The following is a 23326-nucleotide window of genomic DNA, read 5'->3' as shown; positions in this document are numbered from 1 at the left end:
CCCGGGACGGGTGCGGGTTCAGGCGATCGCCAGGCGCAGCGAGGCGCGGTTGATGGCGGCGCTCAAATCCAGCACGAAACGCATTTCCACGGCGCTCAACAGGCCCCGCGCATAGAGACGGCAACCCAGGCGGGCGAGCAGCCGGGCACAGGCGCACAAGGCGCAGACCAGCAAGGCCTTGAGGCCGCGTTGTAACGAAGAAAAAGGCTTGAGGTACATGGCGACGCTCCTTTGGGGCGAGCGCTGTCGGCGTCGGCACGGCGCGGGCCGCGCCGACGGTGGCAGCAGTGGTCTGGATGATCGCAAGCGACCGCCGGCGGGCGGCCGCGCCACGTTTCAGGCCCTTAGAACCACTGCTTGAAGCGGCGGATGTACAGGGTCTTCATGGTCTGGGCGACCACGCAGTAGCTGAGCAGGGTGCCCACCAGCCAAGGGAAGTACTCCCACGGCAGCGGCACCAGGCCGACCATGCTGCCCAGGGGCGAGAAGGGCACGTAGATCCCCAGCGCCATCACCAGTCCAGTAGCCAGCATCACCGGCAAGGCCGCGGTGCTCTGGATGAACGGGATCTTGCGGGTGCGCAGCATGTGCACCACCAGGGTCTGGGACAGCAGCCCCTCGATGAACCAGCCGGACTGGAACAGCGCCGCCATCTCCACGCTGTTGGCGGCGAACACGTACCACATCAGGGCGAAGGTGGTGATGTCGAAGATCGACGAGGTCGGCCCGATCCAGATCATGAAGCGCCCGATGTTGTTGGCGTCCCACTTGCGCGGCTTGGCCAGGTACTCCTTGTCCATCTTGTCCCAGGGCAGGGCCAGCTGGGAGAAGTCGTACATCAGGTTCTGCAGCAGCAGGTGGATCGCCAGCATCGGCAGGAACGGGATGAAGGCACTGGCCACCAGTACCGAGAACACGTTGCCGAAGTTGGAGCTGGCGGTCATGTTCAGGTACTTCATGATGTTGCCGAAGGTCTCGCGCCCCTTGATCACCCCTTCCTCGAGCACCATCAGGCTCTTTTCCAGGAGGATGATGTCCGCCGATTCCTTGGCGATGTCGGTACCGCTGTCCACCGAGATGCCGACGTCGGCATCGCGCAGGGCCGGGGCGTCGTTGATCCCGTCGCCGAGGAAGCCCACGGTGTGGCCGTTGGCCTGCAGGGCCTTGAGCACCCGCGACTTCTGCAGCGGGGTCAGCTTGGCGAACACCGTGCGTTCTTCCACCAGCCGGCCCAGGACTTCATCGTCCATGTGCTCGATGTCGCGGCCCAGCAGTGGCTCGCCGGCTTCCAGGCCGACCTCGCGGCAGATCTTGGCGGTGACGATAGGGTTGTCGCCAGTCAGTACCTTGACCGCCACGCCGTTGTCGCGCAGGGCGGCGATGGCCGGGCCGGCGGTTTCCTTGGGCGGATCGAGGAAGGTCAGGCAGCCTTCGATCACCAGTTCGCGCTCATCGCTGGCGCTGTACTGGCTGCGGGTCTGGCCTTTGGGCAGCTCCCGGGTGCCCACCAGCAACACGCGAAAGCCGTCGCGGTTGTAGCTTTCGGCCAGGGTCAGCAGTTGTGCCCGGCGCTCGGCGTCCAGCGCCACGGTGATGCCGTCCTGGCGCACCCGGGTGGCGGTCTCGAGCATTTCCTCCACCGCGCCCTTGCACACCAGGAGGTGCTGGCCATGGGCGTCAGCGAGGATCACCGACAGGCGCCGGCGCACGAAGTCGAACGGCAACTCATCGATCTTGCGCCAGGCGGCGGGCGGGGTGAAGCGCGGGTTCTCCTCGGCGAAGGCCACCACCGCGCGGTCCATCAGGTTCTTCATGCCGCTCTGGTGGTAGCTGTTGAGCCAGGCCAGTTGCAGTACCTGGTCGCAGCGTTGGCCGTCGATGCCCACGTGGTGCTCGAGGATGATCCGGTCCTGGGTCAGGGTGCCGGTCTTGTCGGTGCAGAGCACGTCCATGGCGCCGAAGTTCTGGATCGCGTTGAGGCGCTTGACCACCACCTTGCGCTTGGCCATGGCCGCGGCGCCCTTGGCCAGGTTGGCGCTGACGATCATCGGCAGCATTTCCGGGGTCAGGCCGACGGCCACCGCCAGGGCGAACATGAAGGCATCGGCCCAGTCGCCCTTGGTGAAGCCGTTGATCAGAAGCACCACCGGCACCATTACCAGCATGAAGCGGATCAGCAGCCAGCTGACGCTGTTGACCCCGCGGTCGAAGGCGGTTTGCGAGCGCGAGCCGACGATGGAGCGGGCCAGGGAGCCGAAGTAGGTACGCGCGCCGGTGGCCACCACCACGGCGGTGGCGGTGCCGCTGACCACGTTGGTGCCCATGAAGCAGATGTTGGGCAAATCCAGCAGGTCTTGTTGGTCGGCGGCCTGGGCCTTGGCGGATTTCTCCTGCACGGCGCCCAAGGTGTCGTACTTCTCCACCGGCAAGGCTTCGCCGGTGAGCACCGCCTGGCTGATGAACAGGTCGCGGGATTCGATCAGGCGGATATCGGCGGGGATCATGTCGCCCGCCGAGAGCTGGATGATGTCGCCCACCACCAGTTCGCGCATCGGTACTTCGCGTACCCGGGCCTGCATGCCCATCTGCTCGCGCCGCAGGACCGCGGCGGTGGTGCGGACCATCGCCTTGAGGGCCTCGGCGGCCTTGGCCGAGCGGTGCTCCTGCCAGAAGCGCATCAGGCCGCTGGCCAGGACCATCACCAGGACGATGATGACCCCGGTGAGATCGGTTTCTTCGCCGGCCTGCAGCGGCAGCCAGAAGTCGGTGAAGAAACTGATACCGGTCAGGGTCATCAGCACATAGATGAAGGGGTTGTTGAAGGCTTGCAGCAGCTGCACCAGGGCGTGCGGCGGACGGTCGTGGGCGACCTCGTTGTGGCCGTCCCGTTGCAGGCGGCCTTCGGCGTCCAGTTCGGTGAGGCCGGCGGTGCTGGAATTGACATTGGCCAGGGTCACGGCCAGGCCGTTCTGGGCTTCACGGGCGGCGCGCATCGACAGCTTGTGCTGGTCGCCGGTGGCGTTGTGGTTGCGGGAAGTTGCGATTTTTAAAGTCATGGGTGTGTGCTCCTGCCGCTTGCTGACGGCGCGACACACGAGCCACTCAACTAATCAAAGGCGAGCGAAAGTATGTCGAACCGCAGGTTGGCGATCGATTTTGATCTGGGCGTCTTTCAGGATTTAACGTTCGCTGCCCATGCAATGAAGTTGCATGGACAGCGAACCTACTACTGGCCTCTTCCATAACTTTCTCCAGCATGTTCATTAACTTGAAGGCGATAGGGTGCCGACAAGTTCCTATATAAGGAATTCGTCTTTGAATAACGAAAGTTATTGGCGCCTGGAACTTAGGTGCGAGCCCCGAGATACAGGCCAAGGATCAAGGCGGCCTGGGTGAAGAGCCAGGCCGCGCCCCGACTCTGCGGGTCCTGGCTGTCGTCGAAGCTCCAGCGTTGTTGCAGTTGGCCGCTGGTGGGGCAGACACGCCAGTTGGCCCGCAGGTGCGTGGCGCAGGCAGCTGTGGTGCGAGAGAAAGGCGAGCGGGCCTGGGCCTTGGGCTCAGGGCGCAGCTTGACCCGCATGGTCGCGGCAAAGGCGCGAACACCGGGCATTACAGAGGAAGTGAAGGTCATAACAGTTGCCTCGCGACCGGACTGGCTCCGGAGGAGGCAAGTTACGTAGGAGCGTCAAGCTCTAGCGCAGCTCACCCGACCGTGGAGTCGAGTCCCGTCTTGTTCAGGGTTAAGTGCCTGGCGGTGCCCGAGGGCCGCGACCAGACAGCGTCTAGATACTGTGTCCATTGGCTTCTTTGGTGAGTTGGAAAAAAGGCCGGTTTGACCGGCCCGCGCAATTTACTCAGGGCGCTGGGATGAGTCAAGTTCAAATTGCCCGATAATCAATGTTCGATGATGTTTTTTTCAGCTGAGGTTCAGGCGCGGGATAAGTAATTTGTGAACTTGAACATATGAAGTAGGCGGATAATAAAAAGTGCCCATGATCGATAAGCATCATGGGCACTCAATAGTCGCGAAGTTGCCAGGACCTCAATGGAGCAGGTGCTGGGAAATGTCCTTGTAGGTGGCGCTGTCAGTGGCGGCCATCAATTGCCGGCCATCCTTGAAGGTGCCGATGAAGGTCACCTCGTTTTCCGTGCCCGCGATCAGGTAGCCGGCCAGGGCCCCCACCGGACCCAACAACATGGCGCCGGCCAGGCCGTAGCCCAGGGCGTCGCGGTTGGCCACGGGACTTTCGCTGGCGATTTCCAGGGACTTGAACGCCGATGCCTTGACGTCGACCCCGGCACTGTTGAACACCGTCTTGAGCCTGAAGGTACCGTGCCGGTACTCACCGGTGCCTTGCAGGAAATCACCCGATAAAACCTCGATCTTTGCCATGTTGAATCATCCTTATCCAAGCATAACCAGACAGGCCATTGGGCTCGCCGTCATGGCGAGCGTCAACGGAGTTGCGATGAAGGGCACTACCACCAGTCAGCAGCCCTCGTGCATCCAGCCTCGGCCAGTGCTCCGCTGGCGATGCTGATCCAAGTCAGGGCTGTGAATGTTTGTAGCAGCCAGCCGACCAGTGTCCCGGGGCTTCCGACCAGCGGTGCGGCCAGCGATGGCAGAAGGGGACGAGTGGTATGAAGAGCCAGTGTCCGGCCATTACCTTGCGGTGATTCGTGACGGTTGTATTACCCTGCGTCACTGATTGTCGTCCGCTCTCGGGTCCCTGGAGTCGCCATGCCTCGCTTCGCCGCCAACCTCAGCATGCTCTACCCGCAACACACCTTTCTCGATCGCTTCGCCGCAGCTGCCGCCGATGGCTTTACCGGCGTGGAATACCTGTTTCCCTATGAGCATCGCCCTGAGGAACTCAGGCAGCGCCTGGACGACCACGGCCTGCAGCAGGTGCTGTTCAACGCACCACCGGGGGACTGGGCGGCGGGAGAGCGTGGCACGGCCTCGCTGCCCGGACGCGAGCAGGAGTTTCGCGCAGGGTTCGCCCGGGCCCTGGAGTACGCCGCGGTGCTGGGTAATGCACGCATCCATGTGATGGCCGGATTGCTGGCCGACGAAGGCGAGCGGGCCCGGCACCATGGGGTCTACCTGGAGAACCTGGCCCATGCCTGCGCCCGGGCCGCCGAGGTGGGTATCACGGTACTGGTGGAGCCGATCAACACCCGGGACATGCCGGGGTTCTTCCTCACCCGCCAGGACCAGGCCCAGGCCATCTGCCGCGAAGTAGGGGCCGACAACCTCAAGGTGCAGTTCGACTGCTACCACTGCCAGATCGTCGAGGGTGACGTGGCCACCAAGCTGCGCCGCGACCTGGCGGGCATCGGCCATATCCAGGTCGCCGGGGTGCCGGAGCGCCATGAACCGGATCAGGGCGAGTTGCATTACCCCTACCTGTTCCAGTGGCTGGATGAGCTGGGTTACGCCGGCTGGGTCGGTTGCGAGTACCGGCCCCGGGGCGACACCAGCGCCGGCCTGCAATGGCTGCGGGACTGGCAGGCGCGTTGATGCGATGGCCCCGGGCTAGGGGCAGAAGGGGCAGTACAGGTTGTCCAGGAAGTCATCGCTGTGGATGTTCGCGTCCAGGACCTGCACCACCACCGGGCCGTGGCGCGGGCACTCCAGCACTTGCCCGGCGCCGCTGCGGGCGGGCTGTTCTGCGCTGAACTCGTTGCAGCCGCACCAGGGGCACTTTTGCAGGGGCTGTTCGTGCTGCCCGAGGATCGCCAGTGTCCAGCCGCAGCCGGTGCAGTTCAGGCGGTGAAGGGCGCGGGCGGGGGTGAAGGTGGGCATCGATGGTTCCTTGGCAGGGTACTCAGGCGTGGTTCAGCAGCCGTTTGAGCAGGCGGGTCAGCGGTTCCCGGGCCTTGCGGCTCTTGAACGGCGCAGGGATATGTCGCAAGAAGTGCTGCCAGGGATGCCCCCCCGGATCGCGCCGGGTAGACAGCAGGTAATCGTGCAGGGCCAGGGCCGACTCCCGGTGGTAGGCCCACAGCAACTGGCCCCTGTATGGCACGCCGTAATAAGCCTCGGTTGGCCAGTTCAGTACATGCCTGGCCTGGTAATCGCAGTGCGGGCAACTGACCGAGCCATGGTCCAGGCTGTGCTGGCGGTAGCCGTGGCGCGGTTGTCGCCATTGCTCGGCGCGATAGCCCTCGGGCAGCGGTCCCAGGCTCTGCAACGGGTCGCCATGCAGGCCGGGATAGTACAGGGCGTAGTGGCGGTAGTGGCCGCAGCTGTCCTGGGGGCGCCAGTATTCCAGCAACGGATGGGCCTGGAACCAGGGCACGCCGGCCTTGCGCTCGATGCTCACCGCCACCAGGAATTCGAAGTCGGCCTGGCCCGCGCATTGGGGGCAGGCCAGTGCCAGTTGGTGGGGCATGGGGTGGTACTGATAGAGGCCGGTCATGCTCGGTTCAATCGGTCGATGTGCGTGGGCGGTCGATCTTCCAGCGCTGCTTGAGCCGTTGCAAGCTGCCATCGCGCTCCATCGCCTCAAGGGCCTGCTGCCAGCGGGCGACCTGGGCCGGGTCGACCTTGGGCGAGAAGGCGATATAGGCATCCTGGTGCATCAGCGGGATCTGGTAGCGCAGCTGTTCCAGCCCCATGCCTTGCTCGGCGGCGAAGGTGCCGACGCTCATGGTGTCGGCGACCACGTACTGCACGCGGCCGATCTGCAACAGGCGCATCATGATTTCCGGGCTGTCCACGCCCCATAGGTTGGTCAGGCCCTGTTGCCGGAGGAAGCTGTAGACCAGCCACTTGCGCGGCACGGCGATCTGGCCCTGGGTCTGCTGCAGGTCGGCCACTGGCATGGTGTCGCTGCTGCGGCTGTAGAGCGCGGTCTCAGTCTGCATCAAAGGCCCGACCCACTGGTAGCGGGTTTCGCGCTCGGCGGTGCGCAGGATGGTGAACACCGCGGTATCGGCTTCCTCGCTGGCATCGCGCAGGGCCCGCAGCATCGGCCGTTGCTGGATCTGGACAGGGTCGCCGCTGCGTTGCGCCAGGGCCTGCACCACATCGACGCCGAAACCTGCCATGTGCTCGCCCTGCTGGAAGTGCAGCGGTGGGTGGTTGTCGGTCAGCATGCGCAGCGGCTCTGCGCTGGCCGCAAGGCTCAACAGGGACAGCATGGCTCCCAGCACCCAGTTCATCGCACACCTTGAGCACAAAAGAGCAGAGCTTAGTACGCGAGGATGCGGGCTGTCGCAGAAAATCCCAGGTATTTCCAGCTCTCGCGCCATCTGCCGGGGCGCCGGGGACAAGCCTGCACGCCAGCGTCGCCAGCGCTCGTGCCCCAGGAGTATGCTGCGCGCCATTTGCACCATGGACGCTAACCGATGCCCCGATCCTCGTTCACCTCCCTGCGGGCCGCAGGGCTGTTGTGCCTGGCCCTGGCCTGTGCCCCGACCGCCCAGGCTGCGGGCCTGGCTTGCGCCAAGGCCGCCACCGCCAGCGAAAAGGCGATTTGCGCCGATTCCTACACCTTGCAACTGGATAGCCAACTGGCCAGCGCCTGGACCACGGCCCTGGCCCAGTCCAGGGAGCCCAAGGCCCTGCGCCAGGCCCAACGCCAGTGGCTCAAGGAGCGCGATGACTGCCAGGCCAACCTGGCCTGCCTGCGCGGCACCTACCAGAGTCGCCTGCTGGAGCTGCCCTTTGTGAATGTGCCGTTCGCCTGGCAGGGCACCTGGCAGCGGGTGTCCACCAGCCCTTACTTCGCCGGTGAGCTGTTCATTCGCCGCCTGGCCCAGGACCGCCTGGATTTCGAGATCTCCGGCATGGGCGGCGCCAACTCCGGGGCCTTGCAGGGCGAGGCGCGGATCCAGGGCAATGAGGCGCACTATGCGGTGGAGGGTTGCAGCCTGGTTTTTCGCACCCGCGATGGCCTGCTGGAGGTGGACCAGGAAGGCGAGTCCTATGCCTGCGGGGCGGGTAGCGGGGTGAACTACAGTGGCCGCTACGTGGCCTCCAAGCGTGAACTGAAACCGCATTACGATCTGCTGAGCACGGCGCTGGTGCATACCGAGGAGGAAGATCGCCAGGCCCGCCAATTGCTGGGCGCGGACTACCAGACCCTGCTCGACAGCGGCTCGGTGTTCATCGAGCAGCATTCGGCCGAGCTGCCAGACGCCCAGGTCACCCAGATGTGGCTGCGCGGGGTGGCGAACACCAATGCCGCGATCTTCCTGCGTGGGTCGCAGGGCCAGCTGTGGACCGCCATGCTGGTGGTGCAGGGGCCTGCGGACGAGGTACGGGTGCGCTACTACAGCAACGTGCCGGAGTGGAAGCACAGCCTGCCGGACGTGGTGCAGGCGTGGTACGAAGAACGCACCAAGGGCAAGCGCCTGGCGCTGGACATGATGCCCTGAACCCGGCGCCCTGGAATTTACGCGCGGGGATGCTGAAGCCTGCCCGCGCAACTGCTAGAGTCTCGCCCCTGGCAGGCGGGGACACCCGGTCCTGGCGGACAAATTCCAGCGGTTGGTGACGCGAAGCCCGCGAGAGCGTCTACGACTTGTGCAAGTGACACTGCCGCCGCCGTCATCGGCGCCTGGCACATTTGAAATTGGGAGAATCTGTATGGTCATCAAACCCCGCGTTCGCGGCTTTATCTGTGTGACGACCCACCCGGTCGGCTGTGAGGCCAACGTCAAGCAACAGATCGATTACGTCACCCAGCAGGGCGCCATCGACGCAGGGCCGAAGAACGTACTGGTCCTCGGCGCTTCCACCGGCTACGGCCTGGCTGCGCGGATCACTGCAGCCTTCGGCTGTGGCGCCAATACCCTGGGCGTGTTCTTCGAGCGCGGCAGCGTCGACGGCAAGCTGGGCACCGCCGGCTGGTACAACAGCGCGGCGTTCCACAAGTTCGCCGAAGAAAAGGGCCTGTACGCCAAGAGCATCAACGGCGACGCCTTCTCCGATGCGGTCAAGGCCGAAACCATCGAGACCATCAAGCGCGACCTGGGCAAGATCGACCTGGTGGTCTACAGCCTGGCCGCCCCGCGCCGCACTCACCCCAAGACCGGTGAAGTGCTGAGCTCGACCCTCAAGCCCCTGGGCAAGTCCGTGACCCTGCGCGGTGTCGACACCGACAAGGAAATCGTCAAGGAAACCACCCTGCAACCTGCGACCCAGGAAGAGATCGACGGCACCGTGGCGGTCATGGGTGGCGAAGACTGGCAGATGTGGATCGATGCCCTGCACGAAGCCGGCGTCCTGGCCGAAGGCGCCAAGACCACCGCCTTCACCTACCTGGGCGAGAAGCTGACCCACGACATCTACTGGAACGGTTCCATCGGCGAAGCCAAGAAGGACCTGGACCAGAAGGTCATCGGCATTCGCAAGGAACTCTCGGACCTGGGTGGCGATGCCCGGGTATCGGTGCTCAAGGCCGTGGTGACCCAGGCCAGCTCGGCGATCCCGATCATGCCGCTGTACCTGTCGCTGCTGTTCAAGGTGATGAAGGAGCAGGGCAGCCACGAAGGTTGCATCGAGCAGGTCTACGGCCTGTACAAGGACAGCCTGTACAACCCGAACCCGATCATCGACGAAGAAGGCCGCCTGCGCGCCGACTACAAGGAGCTGCAACCTGAGGTCCAGGACCGCGTGAAGCAACTGTGGGACGAAGTCACCAGCGACAACCTGTACCAGCTGACCGACTTCGCCGGCTACAAGCAGGAGTTCCTGCGCCTGTTCGGTTTCGAGATCGACGGTGTCGACTACGAAGCCGATGTCGATCCGGACGTGAAGATCGACAAGCTGGTCCAGCTGTAACCGCACTGCCCGCGTGAGCCAACGCCCCTCCATCGTGAGGGGCGTTGTCGTTCATGGCTCAGGCCAGCTTCACGTTCATGGTGATCTGCGCGGTGAACACCGCTTGCTCCTGGTCATCGAAGGCCGTCACCGCCACCACCTTGTCCCCGGCGCTGGACCAGTCCACCGCGCTGCCGTCGGCCACTGCCCGGATATCGCCCTTGGCCTTGGCCAGGTAGGCCACGGTCATGCCCTTGGGAATCCACCGCGCACCGGCGGGAATCGACACATCGGTCATGACCCCGGCCGCCAGTTCGGCGGCATTGCACAGGGCGATGGCGTGCACCGTACCCAGGTGGTTGGTGATTTCCCGGCGAAACGGTACCCGCACCTGACAGTGGCCAGCCTGCAACTCATCGATCAAGGGCGTGATGCTGGAGAAGTAGGGCGCCATCTGGCAGGCCATCTGGGTGAATTTTTCCGCCCCGGCGGCGTTGAACATGCTGAGAACCTGACTCATGGAAATGCCTCGCTGTGGTAGGGGAGCAGGGTTTACAGAATAATATTCTGTAAAAGAACAATATTCTGTAAAAAGAAAACCTGTCAAGCTATGGGCCTTGGCAGGCCGTTGAAAAACGTCGGCGAGGCAGTCAGCGCAAGGCAAAACAGGTGAAAAAGCGCAGTTTACGAGTGCTAAATGAGCACTTTGACCGGGCGCGTACCAGCTTGTTTTCAACGCAGCGATGGCAACGCAGGTAGTTTTTAAACGGCCTGTTAGGCTCGTGCCTGCCCCATCCATTGACCCTGCAAGGAGCCAGATCCCCCATGCCGGATACCGATCTGCTGGAACGCTGCTACCCGGGCCGCCGCGCCGAACTCAAGCGCAACATCCTCCAGCAGGCCCTGGGCTGCTTCAACCGGCTGGGCCTGGAGGCCACCACCATCGAGATGATTCGTGCCGAATGCGAGACCAGCGTCGGCGCCATCTATCACCATTTCACTAACAAGGAAGGCCTGGTCGCCGCGTTGTTCTTCACCGCCCTGGACGACCAGGCGCAATTGCGCGACAGCTACCTGGCCCAGGCGCAGACCCTGGAGCAGGGCGTTCAGGCCCTGGTGCACAGCTATGTGGATTGGGTCGACGCCCAGCCGGAGTGGGCGCGGTTCCAGTTCCATGCACGCTTTGCCGTGACCCGTGGGCCCTTCAGTGAGGAGTTGGCCGAGCGCAACCGCACGCGCAACCGCAGCTTGCTGGAGTGGCTCAAGGCCTGCTCGACCTCCGACACCTTGCCGGCCATCCCGGCCGAACTGCTACCGTCGTTGATCATCGGCCAGGCCGAGAGCTATTGCCGGGCCTGGTTGTCCGGTCGGGTCCAGGGGCGTCCCCGCGAGTACCGCGAGCACTTGGCTGCCGCGGCCTGGCGCTCCATCGCCAGCCTGTAGCAGGCGCAAGTGCGCAAGATTGTTCAAGCCAGGACCGGCAGCGGCTGGCACAGTCCGGGTCCATCATTTGCGTGCGGGGTTCCATGTCCAGCGTTCTTCTACCGCGCGCCGCCTTCATCCGCGGCGCCATTGCCATCGTGCCCCTGTCCCTGGCCACCGCGCCCTGGGGCTTGCTGGCCGGCTCCATGGCCATCGAGGCCAATCTTTCGCCGTTGCAGGCCCAGGGCCTGTCGGGCATCGTGTTCGCCGGTGCCGCGCAGCTGGTGGCCATCGGCATGCTCAAGGGCGGGGCGGGGATCTTCTCGATCCTGCTGACCACCTTGCTGCTCACCTCCCAGCACCTGCTGTATGGCATGAGCATGCGGTCGGTGATCGCGCCGTTGCCGGGGCGCTGGCGCCTGGGCCTGGGCTTTCTGCTCACCGACGAGCTGTTCGCCCTCACCAGCGCTCACGACAAGCAGCAGTTCGACCGCTGGTATGCCCTGGGCGTGGGCCTGACCTTCTACGTGGCCTGGAACCTGTTCACCCTGCTGGGCATCGTGCTCGGCAAGAGCATTCCGGGGCTTGAACACCTGGGGCTGGACTTCTCCATCGCCGCCACCTTCATCGCCTTGATCACCCCCCTGGTGCGCAATGTACCGACCGTGGTCTGCGTCGCGGTGTCGTTGTTCTGCTCGGTGCTGTTGAGCTACTGGCAGTGGGGCTCGGCCCTGGTGATCTCGGGCCTGGCGGGCATGACCGCGGGTTTTGTCTGCAACAAGCTGTATCGGGGGCGCGCATGATGGTCTGGGCAGTGATTTTCGGCATGGGCCTGCTGGTCTTCCTCAACCGCTACGTGTTCCTCGAACCGCGCCTGCCGCTGCGCTTGAGCAGCAATGCGCGGCAGTTCCTCGGTTTCGCCGTGCCGGGCATGCTCACCGCGATCTGCGGGCCGATCGTGTTCATGCCCGAGCACCAGTTGAACCTGCGGCTGGACAATCCCTACCTGCTCAGCTCCCTGGTGGCCATCGTGCTGGTGATCTACACCCGCAACACCTTGCTCAGCATGCTGTTGAGCATGGGTTTCTTTTTTCTCCTGCGCTGGTGGCTGTAGCGGCCGATTGCGGTAGCCTGGGCACCTTTGGGCCCAGGCGGCCCACCAACCGCAACGGAAGCACCGGATGAGCGAATTTCCCCATGACATCGACCTGGACCAGTTCTGGGGCCAGGATGATCCCGCCAAGCGCCTGCCACCTCCCAGCGACCAGCTGATCGCCGAACTGCAAGAGGAACTGGGCTACCGCTTCCCCGATTCCTATGTGGCCTTCATGCGCCTGCGCAATGGCGGGCGGCCCGAGCTCACCTGTTTCCCGGTGGAGCAGGGCACCTCCTGGGCCGAGGATCATTGTGCGATCGACTCGTTCCTGGCCATCTCCCGCGAGGGTGGCGACAGTCTGGGCGGACCCTCCGGCAGCCGTTTCATGATCGAGGACTGGGGCTATCCGGACCTGGGGATCTACATCTGCGACTGCCCGTCCGCCGGGCACGACATGGTGGCCCTGGACTACAGCGAGTGCGGGCCGCAAGGTGAGCCGCGAGTGGTGCACGTGGACCAGGAGGGCGACTACGAGGTGACCGTCCTGGCCCCGGACTTCGAGACCTTCGTCCGTGGCCTGGTGTCCTGGGAGGTCTACGACACCTCCGAGCAGGACTACCTGGATGACCTGGACAAGGTGGCCAACGCCGAGTTCTCGCCGATGCTGGCCGAGCTGCTGGAGCACTTCGCCCAGGTGCCGGACCTGGGCCCGCGCATCCGCCACATCGCCCTGGGCATCGTCCAGGACAAGCGCTACTTCGCCCTGCATGCCGACCCGTTGTCGCAACTGCTGTACGACCTGCAGTTCTGGCTGTACCAGGAACGCCACGGGGGCATCGGCAAACAGCAGTACCTGCAGGACTACCGCGAGATGATCGCCTTCGCCAAGGGCTTCGGCAGCGGTGGCTACGCCCCTGACTTCATCAACGACTGGTGGCGGGCAAGGATGGCCGGCGGCCAGTTGCTCCAGGTCGGTGGTGGTTTTGCCTTCAGCGCCGAATACCGCCAGCACCTGCTCGATCAATTGGCTGGCTTTCCCGCCACCCCACTGGTACTCCAGGAGCAACCATGAGCGAGGCCTCGATCCGCATCACCGGCGAGCAGACCCTCTCCGACAACTGGTATGTGCTGAAGAAATACAGCTTCGAGCTGCGCCGCCGCGACGGCAGTTGGCAGGCCCAGACCCGCGAGGTCTATGACCGTGGCAACGGCGCCACCATCTTGCTGTACAACCTGGAGCGGCGCACGGTGCTGCTGACCCGGCAGTTCCGCATGCCGGCCTATGTCAACGATCACGACGGCTACCTGATCGAGACCGCCGCCGGACTGCTGGACAACGCCAGCCCCGAGGTGCGCATCCGCCAGGAAGCCGAGGAGGAAACCGGCTACCGGGTCGGCGAGGTGCAGAAGGTCTTCGACGCCTTCATGAGCCCCGGCTCGGTGACCGAGCGCGTGCATTTCTTCATCGCCCGCTATCAGGCCGAGGACCGGATCGACGATGGCGGCGGCCTGGAGCACGAAGGCGAGGACATCGAGGTCCTGGAACTGGATATCGACCAGGCCCTGGGCATGATCCACAGCGGGGAAATCGCCGACGGCAAGACCATCATGCTCCTGCAGTACTTGCAGTTGCATGTGCTCAAGCCCCGCAGCCTGATGGTGCTGGTGGCCGGCCCTTACCGTTCCGGTACCGGTGACGACCCGGCGCTGCTGGCGCGCAACGTCGAGGCCATGGAGCAGTGTGCGGCGCAGGTGCTGGCCGCCGGGCATTTTCCGCTGCTGGGGGAGTGGGTGGCCCTGCCCATGACGCGCCTGGCCGGCTCCACGGCAGTGGGCGATGAAATCTACCAGGCGCGGTTCCATGCCTACGCCGAACGCCTGTTGCAGCGCTGCGACGCGGTATTGCGGATCGGCGGGCCATCGACCGGCTGCGACGCCATGCTCGAGCAGGCCCGGCGCCAGGGCCTGGCCATCTACCACGGGGTCGAACAGTTGCCGGTGCTCCCCGTCGAGCGCAACTGAACCGCCCCGGCTGCCCCTCCATCGCGCCAGCGGCGCCCGGGTTCGCCCGGGCGTGCCGCCGGCCCCTGTCCATTCGTGCAACGCCAGGTGCGCGGCGCCTGCCAGCCCCGCGGAAAAATACTGTCTATCGTCTATAGGCAAGCGGGAGCTTCGTCGAACGCCGCGCGGGAGCCGCAGGGACGCGCCGGTCGATCTGTCGTCATGGCACCTGGAGCACTATGGAAAACCACGGTCCTGTTCTGCCCCAAGGGTTCAGCCCCTCCAACCAGGCGTTGACCCGGGTCACCTTGCTCAGCTGCTGCGGGCTGTTGCTGGCGCTGTTCCTGTTCACCACGGCGCTCCTGGTGTTCATCGCCCTGGAGCAGAACCGCAGCGCCGAGCAACACAACCGCCAGGATATCGACAAGGCCCTGCAAACCCTGGCCAGTAACACCCGCACCACCATCAAGGACTACGCGTTGTGGGGCGATGCCTACCGGAACCTGCACCTGGCGGTGGATATCGACTGGGCCTTCACCCGGCAGAACTTCGGCTCCAGTCTGTATCGCGACCTGGGCTTCGACGGCGTCTTCGTGATCGGCCCTGCTGGCACCACCCGCTATGCCCTGGTGGCCGGCCAGCTGGCCGCGATGGACGCCGGCGACTGGCTGGGGGCGCAACTCGCGCCGTTGGTGGCCCAGGCGCGCCAGACCCCGGCCGGGCATCCGGTCAGCCGCTACTTGTCCATCGGCGGCACGCCGGCCCTGGTGGCCGCCGATGTGCTGGGCACTGGCGGCGATCCCCAGGTTCGCGCCGACAACGGGCCGCAGTCGGTGCTGGTGTTCGTTGCCCGGCTCAACCCGCCGCGCTTGTTGGCCATGGGCCGTGGGCTGGAGATCGAGCAACTGCGGGTGGCCGGCGCCGCGCTCCCGGGGAACCAGCCCCGGCTGGCCTTGCCCGACGCCGCCGGGTTCTTGCAGTGGCAGCCGGCCCGCCCCGGCCATCAGTTGCTGGTGGTGGTGATGCCGCTGTTGTTGCTGGTCGGGCTGCTGGTGGGATTGCTGGCAATGTTCCTGCTGCGCCGGACCGCCCTGGCAGCCCAAGTCATGGACCGGCAGATGCACGAGCTACAGGCCGGTCGCGCGGCCCTGGCGGCCAGCGAGGCGCGCTTTCGCGATGTGGCCGAGGCGGCCTCCGACTGGATCTGGGAGGTCGATGGGCAACTGCGCCTGACCTACCTGTCCGAGCGTTTCCAGACGGTCACCGGGTTGTCCCGCGATGCGACCCTGGGCCAACCCCTGGATACCTTGCTCAGCAGCGAGCAGGGGTCGCTGTCGCAATGGCTGGCGGCACCCGGACAGTCCGCGCGGACGGTGCTGCAATGCACCTACCTGGACGGCGGCCGGCAGCCGCGGATCTGCCGCCTGTCGTTGCGCGCCTTGGTCGAAGGCGGGTTTCGCGGCACCGCCAGCGACATCACCGAGGAAGTCGCGGCCCGCCGGCGCATCGAATACCTGTCCCAGCACGACACCCTCACCGGGCTGGCCAACCGGGCGCGAATGCAAGAGTTCCTCGAGGGCAAGCTGTTGGTGTCGCCATCCTTGCAGGAGCCGCTGCTGATGCTCAGCGTCGACCTCGATCGCTTCAAGCCGGTGAACGACCTGCTGGGCCATGGCGCCGGCGACCAGGTGCTGCACGAGGTGTCCCGGCGCCTGAGTCGTTGCCTGCGCAGCGAGGACCTGGTGGCCCGGGTCGGTGGCGACGAGTTCGTGCTGGTGGTGCCGGGGCATGTGGCCCAGGTGGAGATCGAGGGCCTGTGCCGGCGGGTGATCGAGCATATCGAGGCGCCGTTCTACGTGGCCGGCCACGAAGTGTTCATCAGCGCCAGCATCGGCATCGCCCGGGCCCCGGCGGATGCGACCCAGGCCGATGAATTGCTGCGCCTGGCCGATATCGCCCTCTACGAGGCCAAGGCCGCCGGGCGCAGCACCTGGCGTTTCTATGCGGCGCAGATGAACGCGCGGATCATCGAGCGCCGGCGTCTGGAGCAGGACTTGCGCCAGGCCATCGACCAGGGCCAGTTGCAGCTGCAATTCCTGCCGCGCTACCGCCTGGCGGACCATCGGCTGGTGGGCGCCGAGGCATTGGTGCGCTGGGCCCATCCCCGGCACGGGCTGCTGGGGCCGGAAGTGTTCGTACCCATCGCCGAAGACAGCGGGCTGATCCTGCCGCTGAGCAACTGGGTGTTGCAGGCGGCCTGCCAGGCGGCGCTGGACTGGCCGCAAGAGCTGCCGGTGGCGGTCAAGGTGTCGTCCGCGGAGTTCCAGCGGGCCAGGCTGGTGGCGCGGGTCAAGGCGGCGCTGGAGCACAGCGGCCTGGCTGCAGGGCGCCTGGAACTGGAACTGAGCGACAAGCTGCTGCTGGACGACCGGCGCCAGGTGCTGGACATCATGCGTGGGCTCAAGACCTTGGGCGTGGGCCTGTTGATGGATGATTTCGGCACCGGCTACTGGGCCTTGCAGCATCTGCAGAGCCTGCCCCTGGATGGCTTGAAGATCGACCGCAGCTTCGTCGCGGGCCTGGCGGGCAACGCTGCCGGGCGTTCGATCGTCCAGGCGATCGTCGACCTGGGCCACGCCTTGTCGTTGCGGGTGGTCGCCGAAGGCGTGCAGGACCAGCAACAGTTCCAGGCCCTGCGCGATATCGGCTGCGATGAAGTGCAGGGGCTCTACCTGGCCGGGCCGCTTTTGAACCAGAACCTGCTGGATCTCTTCGCCGGGCTGCCGGCCAGCGTCGACCCGGCCCATTGACGGCGCGCTACGGCCAGCAAGCAGGTCGATTCCTTGATCATCAGCCATAGGCATAGCAGTGTTCTTGTGGTCAGACATAGGGCCGAGCCAGGTCTGAAGGCTCTACATTCTTGACCGCAAGGGCGCTTGCCCTCGGACCTGACCCGTCCCAGGTGCCATTGCGCATACTGGTATCGAGCAGGTTACAGCCCAGCGCCGGGGTGGTTTCACTGGTATCTTGGCGCGCCGGTGCTGGCCGGCTATCCGGGGGCGCCTTGGCGTTCCTGTCATGTTCCTGCAATGCCTGCATGCCAATAAGGATCCGCTATGTTTGATCTGCGCCGCCTCGAGACCGGGGCCGGAACGCGTCCGTTTTCCAAGGAGAGGTCACGATGAGAAAGCTTTTCACCCTGCTGGCAGCCCTGGTGCTGACCCTGGGGATGGTAGGGATCAGCGACGCGCGTTCGTCCAAGCAACAACGCGACTCGGTGGCCGGGAGCTTCGACTATTACTTGTTGAGCCTGTCCTGGTCGCCGACCTTCTGCCTGATGCATCCGGACAACGAGCAGTGCTCGGGCAAGGGCTACGGCTTCGTCCTGCACGGCTTGTGGCCGCAATACAGCCGGGGCGGCTGGCCGCAGTCGTGCCCACCCTTGACCCAGCTCAACCGTGAGGAAATCGCCAAGGGCCTGACTCTGTTCCCCACCGAAAAGCTGCTCAAGCATGAGTGGAGCAAGCACGGTACCTGCAGTGGCCTGGGCGCCATGGGTTACCTGGACAAGGCCGACCAGGCCCTGGGCAAGGTGAAGATTCCAGAAACCCTGCAACCCTCCACCAGCGTGCGTTACTACGAGGCGGCGCAAATCGCCCAGCAGTTGCGCCAGAGCAACCCGGGGATCACCGAAAATGGCGTGGCAGTCCTGTGCAGCGGGCCGGAGCTGTCCGAAGTGCGGGTGTGCCTGGGCAAGGACCTGGAGTTCGCCGACTGCGGCAAGGGCGTGAAGACCCAGTGCCGATCCGGGCAGATCCGCATTCCTCCGGTGCGCTGAACGAGCTGCCGGCTCCTGCCGCGAGGGCTGGAGCCGGTTTGCGGGCTAAAGGGCGGCCAGCAGGCGCTGCAGGCGCCCGGCGGTTGCTGCGCTGCAATCCTCCATCGGTGCCCGCAACTGTGCTTCGAGCAATCCCTGATGGGCCAGCAAGGCCTTGACCGGTGCCGGATTGGGCTCGCTGAACAAGCCCTGGATCAATGGCGCCAGGCGCATGAAGGTGGCGCGGGCGGCTTCCAACTGTTGATCCGCAACCTGGCGTTGTAACTGCACGAACAACTCGGGGCGGATATGCGCCGAGGCGGCGATCGCGCCGCTGGCGCCCAGGCAGAGCGCGTTGAACAGTTGCAGGTCCTCGCCGCACAGCACCTGCGCGTCGCCGCTGGCCAGCACTGCCAGGGTCTTTTCCAGATTGCCACCACAGTCCTTGACCGCCGCGACCTGCGGGTGGCGGACGATCGCCAGCAAAGTCTGCTGGTTCAGGGTCACTCCGGTGCGATACGGGATGTCGTAGATGATCAGCGGCACGCTGGACGCATCGGCGACGCAGCCGAAGAAGCTTTCCAGGGCAGCCTGGGAGGGACGGATGTAGTAGGGCGCCGGCACCAGCAGGCCGGCCACCGGACGTTCCAGGATGCGCTGTTGCAGGTCCAGCAGGGCCGGCAGGTTGTTGCCAGCCAGCCCCATGAGCACTTTCCCGGGGGGCGCCAGCTCCACCAGTGCGTCGAGCACCGCCAGTTGCTCGTCCTTGTCCAGGGCGGCGGCTTCACCGGTGGTGCCGCAGGCTACCAGGCCGGTAACGCCGCTCTCCAGCAGGTGGGCGGCAAGGCGGCGCAGGGCGGTGAAATCGATGGCGCCGTGGCGAAAAGGAGTGACAATGGGGACCCAGATACCGTGAAACGATGACATGCATATTCTCCTGGTGCTTGACCGTCGGGTCGTCGTCAGAAGAGTAGAAGGGCGGTCGGCAAGGGGTGTTCCGTAGCGAGGTCCTGTCAGCTCATCTGACGGGACACAGCGCCCCGGTCACATGAGCGGCTGTTTCTTCGATTTGCGGCTGCAGGCCATCCACGTCGGGGCCTTGGCAACTTGGCCAATGGCGCGCGGTACGTGGAGGGTGGCGTGGGGCATGGTAGTGGCCGGCTCGCAAACAAGGCGCCCAGTTTCAGGAACCGTCCGGCGTTTTGTCAATCCTCCCCGGGTGCGGCGCAGGGTCCCGGGGCCAGGCTTGTGCTACACCATCACGAAGCTTTCTCTGAAAGGTTTTCAGTTGCCAGGCTACGTATTGATCCATATCAAGAGTCTTGCAGATTGTTGCCGGATCGTTCCTGTCCACACCGCACATTCGATAGCGCTCGCCAAGGCGCTATCTACACTCGACTCCACCGGCGCCGACTGCCGGGGAAGTCTTGCCGGGGGCAGGAGCAGTCTTCGAGTCATCGCAGGATGCGCAGTTGCGGTTCGATCATGACGGGCAATCAACAGACTTCCTGCGAGGTTTTTTCAAGGTGAAGAACAATCTCCCAGTGACCCAGCGCGAGCGGGTGTTCCCCGCCGAGCAGCGGCTCATCTCCGCCACCGACTCCCACGGCAAGCTGACCTACTGCAACGACGAGTTCGTCGAGGTCAGCGGTTTCACCCGCGAACAACTGATCGGCAGCCCGCACAATATCGTGCGCCACCCGGACATGCCGCCAGCGGTATTCGCCCATATGTGGTCCTACCTCAAGGACGGCAAGAGCTGGATGGGCATCGTCAAGAATCGCTGCCAGAACGGCGACCACTACTGGGTCAATGCCTATGTCACGCCGATTTTCAGCGCAGGCGTGATCACCGGCTACGAGTCGGTGCGGGTCAAGCCCGAGCGCGAGCAGGTCGAGCGGGCCGCGGCCCTCTACCAGCGCATGCGCGGCGCCGACATGGCCATGCCCTGGAGCCAGCGGCTGCTGGTGGCTGGCGAGATCCTGCTACCGCCGCTGCTCGCCCTGGCAGCCATTGCCCTGGCCAGCTGGCTGGGTGGACCCTGGGCCGGATTGGCTTGCGCCGTGGCCGGGCTGTTCGCCGTGCAGGCCCATGGTGCATATCGCACCCGGCGGTTGCTGGCGCGCATCAGCGCGGTGTCCCTGGGCAGCTTCGATAGCGAACTGATCGCCCGCACCTATACCGACGAGCGTGGGCCGGTGGCGCGCCTGCAGATGATCCTGATCAGCGAGGCGGCGAAGATCCGTACCGCCCTGAGCCGTCTCGGGGACTATGCCAACCAGGCCGCGGAGCTGGCTTCCACCAGCCAGAACCTGTCGCGCCAGGCAGAGTCGGCCCTGGGCAAGCAGCGTGACGAGGCGGACATGGCGGCCACGGCGATGAACCAGATGGCGGCGTCCATTGCCCAGGTCTCGGTGCATGTGCAGGACACCGCCTCGGCGGCCGACCGGGTCAACGAGCTGACCCATGTCGGTTCCGAGGAAGCCCGGCGGACCCGGGTCATGATCGAGAAGCTGGCCGCTACCGTGGACACGGTCAGCCAGTCGGTCCAGGGCCTGGCCGACGAGACCCAGTCGATCCAGCTGGCGGCGAACATGATTCATTCCATCGCCGAGCAGACCAACCTCTTGGCGCTCAATGCCGCCATCGAGGCTGCCCGCGCCGGAGAGCAGGGGCGTGGCTTCGCCGTGGTGGCCGATGAGGTAAGGGCCCTGGCATCCAAGACCCGGGAGTCGACCCAGAGCATCCAGCAGATCATCGCCACCTTGCAGGAGGTGGCCAGCCAGGCGGTGGAAGTGGCGCGCCAGGGCAGTGTCGAGGCGCGCTCCGGAGTGGCCCAGGTGATCAGCACCGAACAGGCGCTGGATGGCATCAATACGGCGATGGAGCGCATCCAGCAGATGAGCCAGCAGATGGCCGCCGCTTCCGAGCAGCAGGCCCATGTGGCCGAGGAGATTTCCGGGCAGATCACCAATATCGCCCGGGTCTCGGACCAGAACGCCGATATCGCCGTGCACTCCTGCAGCATCGGCGGCGACCTTGAGTCCACGGCCCATGAGCTCAATGCCCTGGTCACGCGCTTCAATAGCTGAACGACGATTGCAGGGTTGTTTTCTTCAATACGTGATGTTGCTCGCTTCGTAATCTGTGGGCGGTCGATTCGACCCGGACAAGAGAGGCGAGAGATGAGCGTAGTGTTTTCCATGGCGGCCTTTGCCCTGGCTGCATCCATTACCCCGGGGCCGGTGAATATCCTGGCCCTGGGCAGCGGGGCCCGTTTCGGCTTCAAGGCCAGCCTGAGCCACGTCGCTGGCGCGACCCTGGGCTTTACCTTGCTGCTGGTACTGACGGGCCTGGGGTTGAACGAACTGTTGCGCCAGTGGCCGGTGCTGACCCAGGGCATCCGCCTGTTTGGCGTGGCGTTCCTGCTGTACATGGCCTGGAAGCTGGTCCGGGATGATGGTCGAGTGGCTACCGACGGCCAGGTCCGCGCACCTTCGGCCTGGTACGGTGCCCTGATGCAGTGGCTCAATCCCAAGGCCTGGCTGGCCTGCGTGGCCGGCATCGGGGCGTTTGCCGCCGACGGCGATACGCGGCTGGTCTGGCTGTTCGCCGCGGTGTATCTCGTTATCTGCTACCTGTCGGTTGCCTGCTGGGCCTATGCCGGCAGTTTCCTGCGCCACTACCTGGACAATCCTGCGGGCATGCGCCTGTTCAATCGCAGCATGGCTGCATTGCTGGCGGTCAGCGCGGCGTACCTGTTTACCTGAGGCCTTGCTGGTACTGTCCGGGCGTCGCGGCCAAGTGCTGCTTGAACGCCCGCTGGAAGTGCGCCTGGTCGGCAAAGCCGGCCTCCAGGGCCACCTCGGCGATCGATGCACCGCTGCGCAGGCGGGCCTGGGCGAACTGCACCCGCTGGTTGACCAGGTAGGCATGGGGCGGCATGCCGAACCGCTGGCCAAAGGCGCGGGTCAGGTAGGAGGCCGAGAGTTGGGCAGCCTGGCAGATATCTTCCAGGACCAGGGGCTCGGTGCAGTGCTGGCGGATGTAGCGGGCGGCGCGCTCGAGCTTTTCGTTGCTGTCCCGGAGGAGGCTGTCGGCCGGGTTCAGGCGCTGGTGCAGGTCACTGAAGAACGCCACGGCACAGTTGTGCTTGTGCAGGGTATCGCCGCGTTCGTCCACCAGGACCTGGTACAGCGTCTGGAGCTCGGCAAACAATTGCGGATCGTCGCTGTGGGTGGCACTGAAAGGACGAAAGCCCGAAGCCGTATCGAAGCCCAGCTCATGCTGCAAGGCGGTCAGCCAGGGGGTATCGACGTAGAGCATGCGATAAGACCAGGGTTGGTCGTCGATCGGGTTGCAGGCATGCACCACGCCGGGGTTCATCAACACCACGGTGCCGGTTCCGACCCGCCACTGTTCGCCTTCGCTGAGGTAGGTGCTCTGGCCCGCGGTGATGCAGCCGATGGAGAACTGCTCATGGGCATGGCGGTTGTAGCAGACCTTGTGTCCATCGGCGATGGACCGGGCCTCGATGAAGGGCAGGGCCGGGTCGCGCCAGAAACGCGGGGCGATGTCAGGGTGCAGGGCGCTCTTCATCAGGGCCGTCCATTGTCCAGGGTGCCGGCGATTGTAGAGGGGATGGCTCAGGATTTGCCATCGAAGGCGCGTTGCAGGCGCTGGATATCCAGTTTCTTCATGCCCAGCAGGGCTTGCATCACTCGTTGTGAGCGGCTCGGGTCGGGGTCGCACATCATCTGTGCCAGGACCTGCGGCACGATCTGCCAGGACAGGCCGAAGCGGTCCTTGAGCCAGCCGCATTGCTGGGCCTGTGGCGGGCCGCCAAAACCCAGGGCATTCCAGTAGTGGTCCAGTTCGGCCTGGGTCCGGCAATGCACCTGCAGCGATATGGCTTCGTTGAAGGTGAAGGCCGGGCCGCCGTTGAGCGCGGTGAAGGCCTGGCCGTCGAGTTCGAACACCACGCTCATCACCGAGCCTTCGGGTCGGCCATGGAGCTCGAAGCCGGCCTTGCCGTAGTGGCTCACGTGGGTGATGCGCGAGCGCTCGAAGATCGAGCAGTAGAACTGCGCGGCCTCCTGGGCCTGGTGGTCGAACCACAGGCAGGGCGTGATGGTCTGGATGCGTTGCATGGTGCCGGCCCTCTGCGGGTTGATCACGCTTGCATAAGCGTAGTCAACCCGCTGGCGAGGCGGGT

The 23326-nt window shown here is 65.0% G+C and carries 23 protein-coding genes; 12 read left to right on the top strand and 11 right to left on the bottom strand.

Going from position 1 to position 23326, the window contains the following annotated elements; all coding sequences use genetic code 11:
• Positions 1-18 precede the first annotated feature (18 nt).
• The 4 genes from C4K40_RS17115 to C4K40_RS17100 all read right to left on the bottom strand — a co-directional run bounded on the left by C4K40_RS17115 (position 19) and on the right by C4K40_RS17100 (position 4393).
• Entirely contained in the window at positions 19-219 is a 201-nt protein-coding gene (locus tag C4K40_RS17115) for a hypothetical protein (RefSeq protein WP_053130490.1), read from the bottom strand.
• A 125-nt stretch (positions 220-344) separates the two neighbouring features.
• The gene (mgtA, locus tag C4K40_RS17110) at positions 345-3056 is read right to left on the bottom strand and encodes a magnesium-translocating P-type ATPase (RefSeq protein WP_053130487.1); all 2712 of its coding nucleotides are present in this window, start codon (positions 3054-3056) and stop codon (positions 345-347) included.
• Positions 3057-3346: 290 nt separating this feature from the next.
• Positions 3347-3631 (bottom strand): hypothetical protein, encoded by a 285-nt coding sequence (locus C4K40_RS17105; RefSeq protein WP_031321607.1) that lies wholly within the window; start codon positions 3629-3631, stop codon positions 3347-3349.
• 411 nt (positions 3632-4042) lie between these two features.
• Complete coding sequence (locus C4K40_RS17100) at positions 4043-4393, bottom strand: hypothetical protein (RefSeq protein WP_022644067.1); 351 nt, start codon at positions 4391-4393, stop codon at positions 4043-4045.
• Between the two features lie 348 nt (positions 4394-4741).
• Here C4K40_RS17100 and otnI point away from each other — a divergent pair, with 348 nt between their 5' ends.
• Positions 4742-5524, top strand: a complete 783-nt coding sequence (gene otnI / locus C4K40_RS17095) for a 2-oxo-tetronate isomerase (protein ID WP_053130484.1) — start codon at positions 4742-4744, stop codon at positions 5522-5524.
• A 15-nt stretch (positions 5525-5539) separates the two neighbouring features.
• On the opposite strand, the gene C4K40_RS17090 is transcribed toward otnI, so the two are convergent.
• The 3 genes from C4K40_RS17090 to C4K40_RS17080 are packed head-to-tail and all read right to left on the bottom strand — an operon-like array spanning position 5540 to position 7170.
• Positions 5540-5809 (bottom strand): hypothetical protein, encoded by a 270-nt coding sequence (locus tag C4K40_RS17090; RefSeq protein ID WP_022644069.1) that lies wholly within the window; start codon positions 5807-5809, stop codon positions 5540-5542.
• A 22-nt stretch (positions 5810-5831) separates the two neighbouring features.
• Positions 5832-6425, bottom strand: coding sequence for a hypothetical protein (locus C4K40_RS17085; RefSeq protein WP_053130481.1), 594 nt, complete (start codon positions 6423-6425; stop codon positions 5832-5834).
• Positions 6426-6432: 7 nt separating this feature from the next.
• Complete coding sequence (locus C4K40_RS17080; RefSeq protein ID WP_022644071.1) at positions 6433-7170, bottom strand: ABC transporter substrate-binding protein; 738 nt, start codon at positions 7168-7170, stop codon at positions 6433-6435.
• Positions 7171-7356: 186 nt separating this feature from the next.
• Here C4K40_RS17080 and C4K40_RS17075 point away from each other — a divergent pair, with 186 nt between their 5' ends.
• Together C4K40_RS17075 and fabV are read left to right on the top strand one after the other, a co-directional pair.
• Positions 7357-8388, top strand: coding sequence for a lysozyme inhibitor LprI family protein (locus tag C4K40_RS17075; protein ID WP_053130478.1), 1032 nt, complete (start codon positions 7357-7359; stop codon positions 8386-8388).
• A 211-nt stretch (positions 8389-8599) separates the two neighbouring features.
• Positions 8600-9796: an enoyl-ACP reductase FabV gene (gene fabV / locus C4K40_RS17070; RefSeq protein ID WP_022644073.1), complete on the top strand. Its 1197-nt coding sequence runs from the start codon at positions 8600-8602 to the stop codon at positions 9794-9796.
• Between the two features lie 58 nt (positions 9797-9854).
• Here the strand turns inward: fabV and C4K40_RS17065 are convergent, their stop codons facing one another.
• Positions 9855-10295: a hotdog fold domain-containing protein gene (locus C4K40_RS17065; protein ID WP_022644074.1), complete on the bottom strand. Its 441-nt coding sequence runs from the start codon at positions 10293-10295 to the stop codon at positions 9855-9857.
• Between the two features lie 305 nt (positions 10296-10600).
• Here C4K40_RS17065 and C4K40_RS17060 point away from each other — a divergent pair, with 305 nt between their 5' ends.
• The 7 genes from C4K40_RS17060 (at position 10601) to C4K40_RS17030 (ending at position 18132) form a co-directional block, all read left to right on the top strand.
• Positions 10601-11218 (top strand): TetR/AcrR family transcriptional regulator, encoded by a 618-nt coding sequence (locus C4K40_RS17060; RefSeq protein ID WP_053130475.1) that lies wholly within the window; start codon positions 10601-10603, stop codon positions 11216-11218.
• Positions 11219-11301: 83 nt separating this feature from the next.
• On the top strand, positions 11302-12000 hold the full coding sequence (locus tag C4K40_RS17055) for an AzlC family ABC transporter permease (RefSeq protein ID WP_022644076.1): 699 nt from the start codon (positions 11302-11304) through the stop codon (positions 11998-12000).
• Positions 12000-12311, top strand: a complete 312-nt coding sequence (locus C4K40_RS17050) for an AzlD domain-containing protein (protein WP_164485051.1) — start codon at positions 12000-12002, stop codon at positions 12309-12311. Before C4K40_RS17055 ends, C4K40_RS17050 begins: the two co-directional genes overlap by 1 nt.
• Positions 12312-12378: 67 nt before the next feature.
• A complete protein-coding gene (locus tag C4K40_RS17045; RefSeq protein WP_053130469.1) occupies positions 12379-13365 on the top strand; it encodes an SMI1/KNR4 family protein in 987 nt (328 codons plus the stop codon).
• Entirely contained in the window at positions 13362-14315 is a 954-nt protein-coding gene (gene nudK / locus C4K40_RS17040; RefSeq protein ID WP_022644079.1) for a GDP-mannose pyrophosphatase NudK, read from the top strand. Before C4K40_RS17045 ends, nudK begins: the two co-directional genes overlap by 4 nt.
• 218 nt (positions 14316-14533) lie before the next feature.
• Positions 14534-17104: an EAL domain-containing protein gene (locus C4K40_RS17035; protein ID WP_053130466.1), complete on the top strand. Its 2571-nt coding sequence runs from the start codon at positions 14534-14536 to the stop codon at positions 17102-17104.
• Between the two features lie 371 nt (positions 17105-17475).
• Positions 17476-18132, top strand: coding sequence for a ribonuclease T2 (locus tag C4K40_RS17030; RefSeq protein ID WP_053130464.1), 657 nt, complete (start codon positions 17476-17478; stop codon positions 18130-18132).
• Positions 18133-18177: 45 nt separating this feature from the next.
• Here the strand turns inward: C4K40_RS17030 and dapA are convergent, their stop codons facing one another.
• Positions 18178-19038 carry a 4-hydroxy-tetrahydrodipicolinate synthase gene (gene dapA, locus C4K40_RS17025; protein WP_053130461.1) on the bottom strand — a complete coding sequence of 287 codons (861 nt, stop codon included), beginning with the start codon at positions 19036-19038 and terminating at the stop codon, positions 18178-18180.
• A 599-nt stretch (positions 19039-19637) separates the two neighbouring features.
• On the opposite strand from dapA, the gene C4K40_RS17020 reads away from it, so the two are divergent.
• Together C4K40_RS17020 and C4K40_RS17015 are read left to right on the top strand one after the other, a co-directional pair.
• Positions 19638-21203, top strand: coding sequence for a PAS domain-containing methyl-accepting chemotaxis protein (locus C4K40_RS17020; protein WP_053131389.1), 1566 nt, complete (start codon positions 19638-19640; stop codon positions 21201-21203).
• A 93-nt stretch (positions 21204-21296) separates the two neighbouring features.
• The gene (locus C4K40_RS17015) at positions 21297-21881 is read left to right on the top strand and encodes a LysE family translocator (RefSeq protein ID WP_053130458.1); all 585 of its coding nucleotides are present in this window, start codon (positions 21297-21299) and stop codon (positions 21879-21881) included.
• Here C4K40_RS17015 and C4K40_RS17010 read toward each other — a convergent pair.
• Together C4K40_RS17010 and C4K40_RS17005 are read right to left on the bottom strand one after the other, a co-directional pair.
• Positions 21874-22710, bottom strand: coding sequence for an AraC family transcriptional regulator (locus tag C4K40_RS17010; protein WP_022639056.1), 837 nt, complete (start codon positions 22708-22710; stop codon positions 21874-21876). The two genes, C4K40_RS17015 and C4K40_RS17010, sit on opposite strands and share 8 nt — an antisense overlap.
• Before the next feature lie 47 nt (positions 22711-22757).
• Positions 22758-23261: a VOC family protein gene (locus tag C4K40_RS17005; RefSeq protein ID WP_053131386.1), complete on the bottom strand. Its 504-nt coding sequence runs from the start codon at positions 23259-23261 to the stop codon at positions 22758-22760.
• Positions 23262-23326 lie beyond the last annotated feature (65 nt).

Source organism: Pseudomonas sp. CMR5c (genome assembly GCF_003850545.1).
GTDB classification, from domain to species: Bacteria; Pseudomonadota; Gammaproteobacteria; order Pseudomonadales; family Pseudomonadaceae; genus Aquipseudomonas; species Aquipseudomonas piscis.
The sequence above is the reverse complement of the archived record's forward strand: the minus strand, read 5'-3'. Positions and strand labels throughout refer to the sequence as shown.

Excerpts from the sequence above, each read along its gene's own strand:
- C4K40_RS17115 (WP_053130490.1), bottom strand. The coding sequence starts at position 219 with ATGTACCTCAAGCCTTTTTCTTCGTTACAACGCGGCCTCAAGGCCTTG.
- mgtA (WP_053130487.1), bottom strand. The coding sequence starts at position 3,056 with ATGACTTTAAAAATCGCAACTTCCCGCAACCACAACGCCACCGGCGAC.
- C4K40_RS17105 (WP_031321607.1), bottom strand. The coding sequence starts at position 3,631 with ATGACCTTCACTTCCTCTGTAATGCCCGGTGTTCGCGCCTTTGCCGCG.
- C4K40_RS17100 (WP_022644067.1), bottom strand. The coding sequence starts at position 4,393 with ATGGCAAAGATCGAGGTTTTATCGGGTGATTTCCTGCAAGGCACCGGT.
- otnI (WP_053130484.1), top strand. The coding sequence starts at position 4,742 with ATGCCTCGCTTCGCCGCCAACCTCAGCATGCTCTACCCGCAACACACC.
- C4K40_RS17090 (WP_022644069.1), bottom strand. The coding sequence starts at position 5,809 with ATGCCCACCTTCACCCCCGCCCGCGCCCTTCACCGCCTGAACTGCACC.
- C4K40_RS17085 (WP_053130481.1), bottom strand. The coding sequence starts at position 6,425 with ATGACCGGCCTCTATCAGTACCACCCCATGCCCCACCAACTGGCACTG.
- C4K40_RS17080 (WP_022644071.1), bottom strand. The coding sequence starts at position 7,170 with ATGAACTGGGTGCTGGGAGCCATGCTGTCCCTGTTGAGCCTTGCGGCC.
- C4K40_RS17075 (WP_053130478.1), top strand. The coding sequence starts at position 7,357 with ATGCCCCGATCCTCGTTCACCTCCCTGCGGGCCGCAGGGCTGTTGTGC.
- fabV (WP_022644073.1), top strand. The coding sequence starts at position 8,600 with ATGGTCATCAAACCCCGCGTTCGCGGCTTTATCTGTGTGACGACCCAC.
- C4K40_RS17065 (WP_022644074.1), bottom strand. The coding sequence starts at position 10,295 with ATGAGTCAGGTTCTCAGCATGTTCAACGCCGCCGGGGCGGAAAAATTC.
- C4K40_RS17060 (WP_053130475.1), top strand. The coding sequence starts at position 10,601 with ATGCCGGATACCGATCTGCTGGAACGCTGCTACCCGGGCCGCCGCGCC.
- C4K40_RS17055 (WP_022644076.1), top strand. The coding sequence starts at position 11,302 with ATGTCCAGCGTTCTTCTACCGCGCGCCGCCTTCATCCGCGGCGCCATT.
- C4K40_RS17050 (WP_164485051.1), top strand. The coding sequence starts at position 12,000 with ATGGTCTGGGCAGTGATTTTCGGCATGGGCCTGCTGGTCTTCCTCAAC.
- C4K40_RS17045 (WP_053130469.1), top strand. The coding sequence starts at position 12,379 with ATGAGCGAATTTCCCCATGACATCGACCTGGACCAGTTCTGGGGCCAG.
- nudK (WP_022644079.1), top strand. The coding sequence starts at position 13,362 with ATGAGCGAGGCCTCGATCCGCATCACCGGCGAGCAGACCCTCTCCGAC.
- C4K40_RS17035 (WP_053130466.1), top strand. The coding sequence starts at position 14,534 with ATGGAAAACCACGGTCCTGTTCTGCCCCAAGGGTTCAGCCCCTCCAAC.
- C4K40_RS17030 (WP_053130464.1), top strand. The coding sequence starts at position 17,476 with ATGAGAAAGCTTTTCACCCTGCTGGCAGCCCTGGTGCTGACCCTGGGG.
- dapA (WP_053130461.1), bottom strand. The coding sequence starts at position 19,038 with ATGTCATCGTTTCACGGTATCTGGGTCCCCATTGTCACTCCTTTTCGC.
- C4K40_RS17015 (WP_053130458.1), top strand. The coding sequence starts at position 21,297 with ATGAGCGTAGTGTTTTCCATGGCGGCCTTTGCCCTGGCTGCATCCATT.
- C4K40_RS17010 (WP_022639056.1), bottom strand. The coding sequence starts at position 22,710 with ATGAAGAGCGCCCTGCACCCTGACATCGCCCCGCGTTTCTGGCGCGAC.
- C4K40_RS17005 (WP_053131386.1), bottom strand. The coding sequence starts at position 23,261 with ATGCAACGCATCCAGACCATCACGCCCTGCCTGTGGTTCGACCACCAG.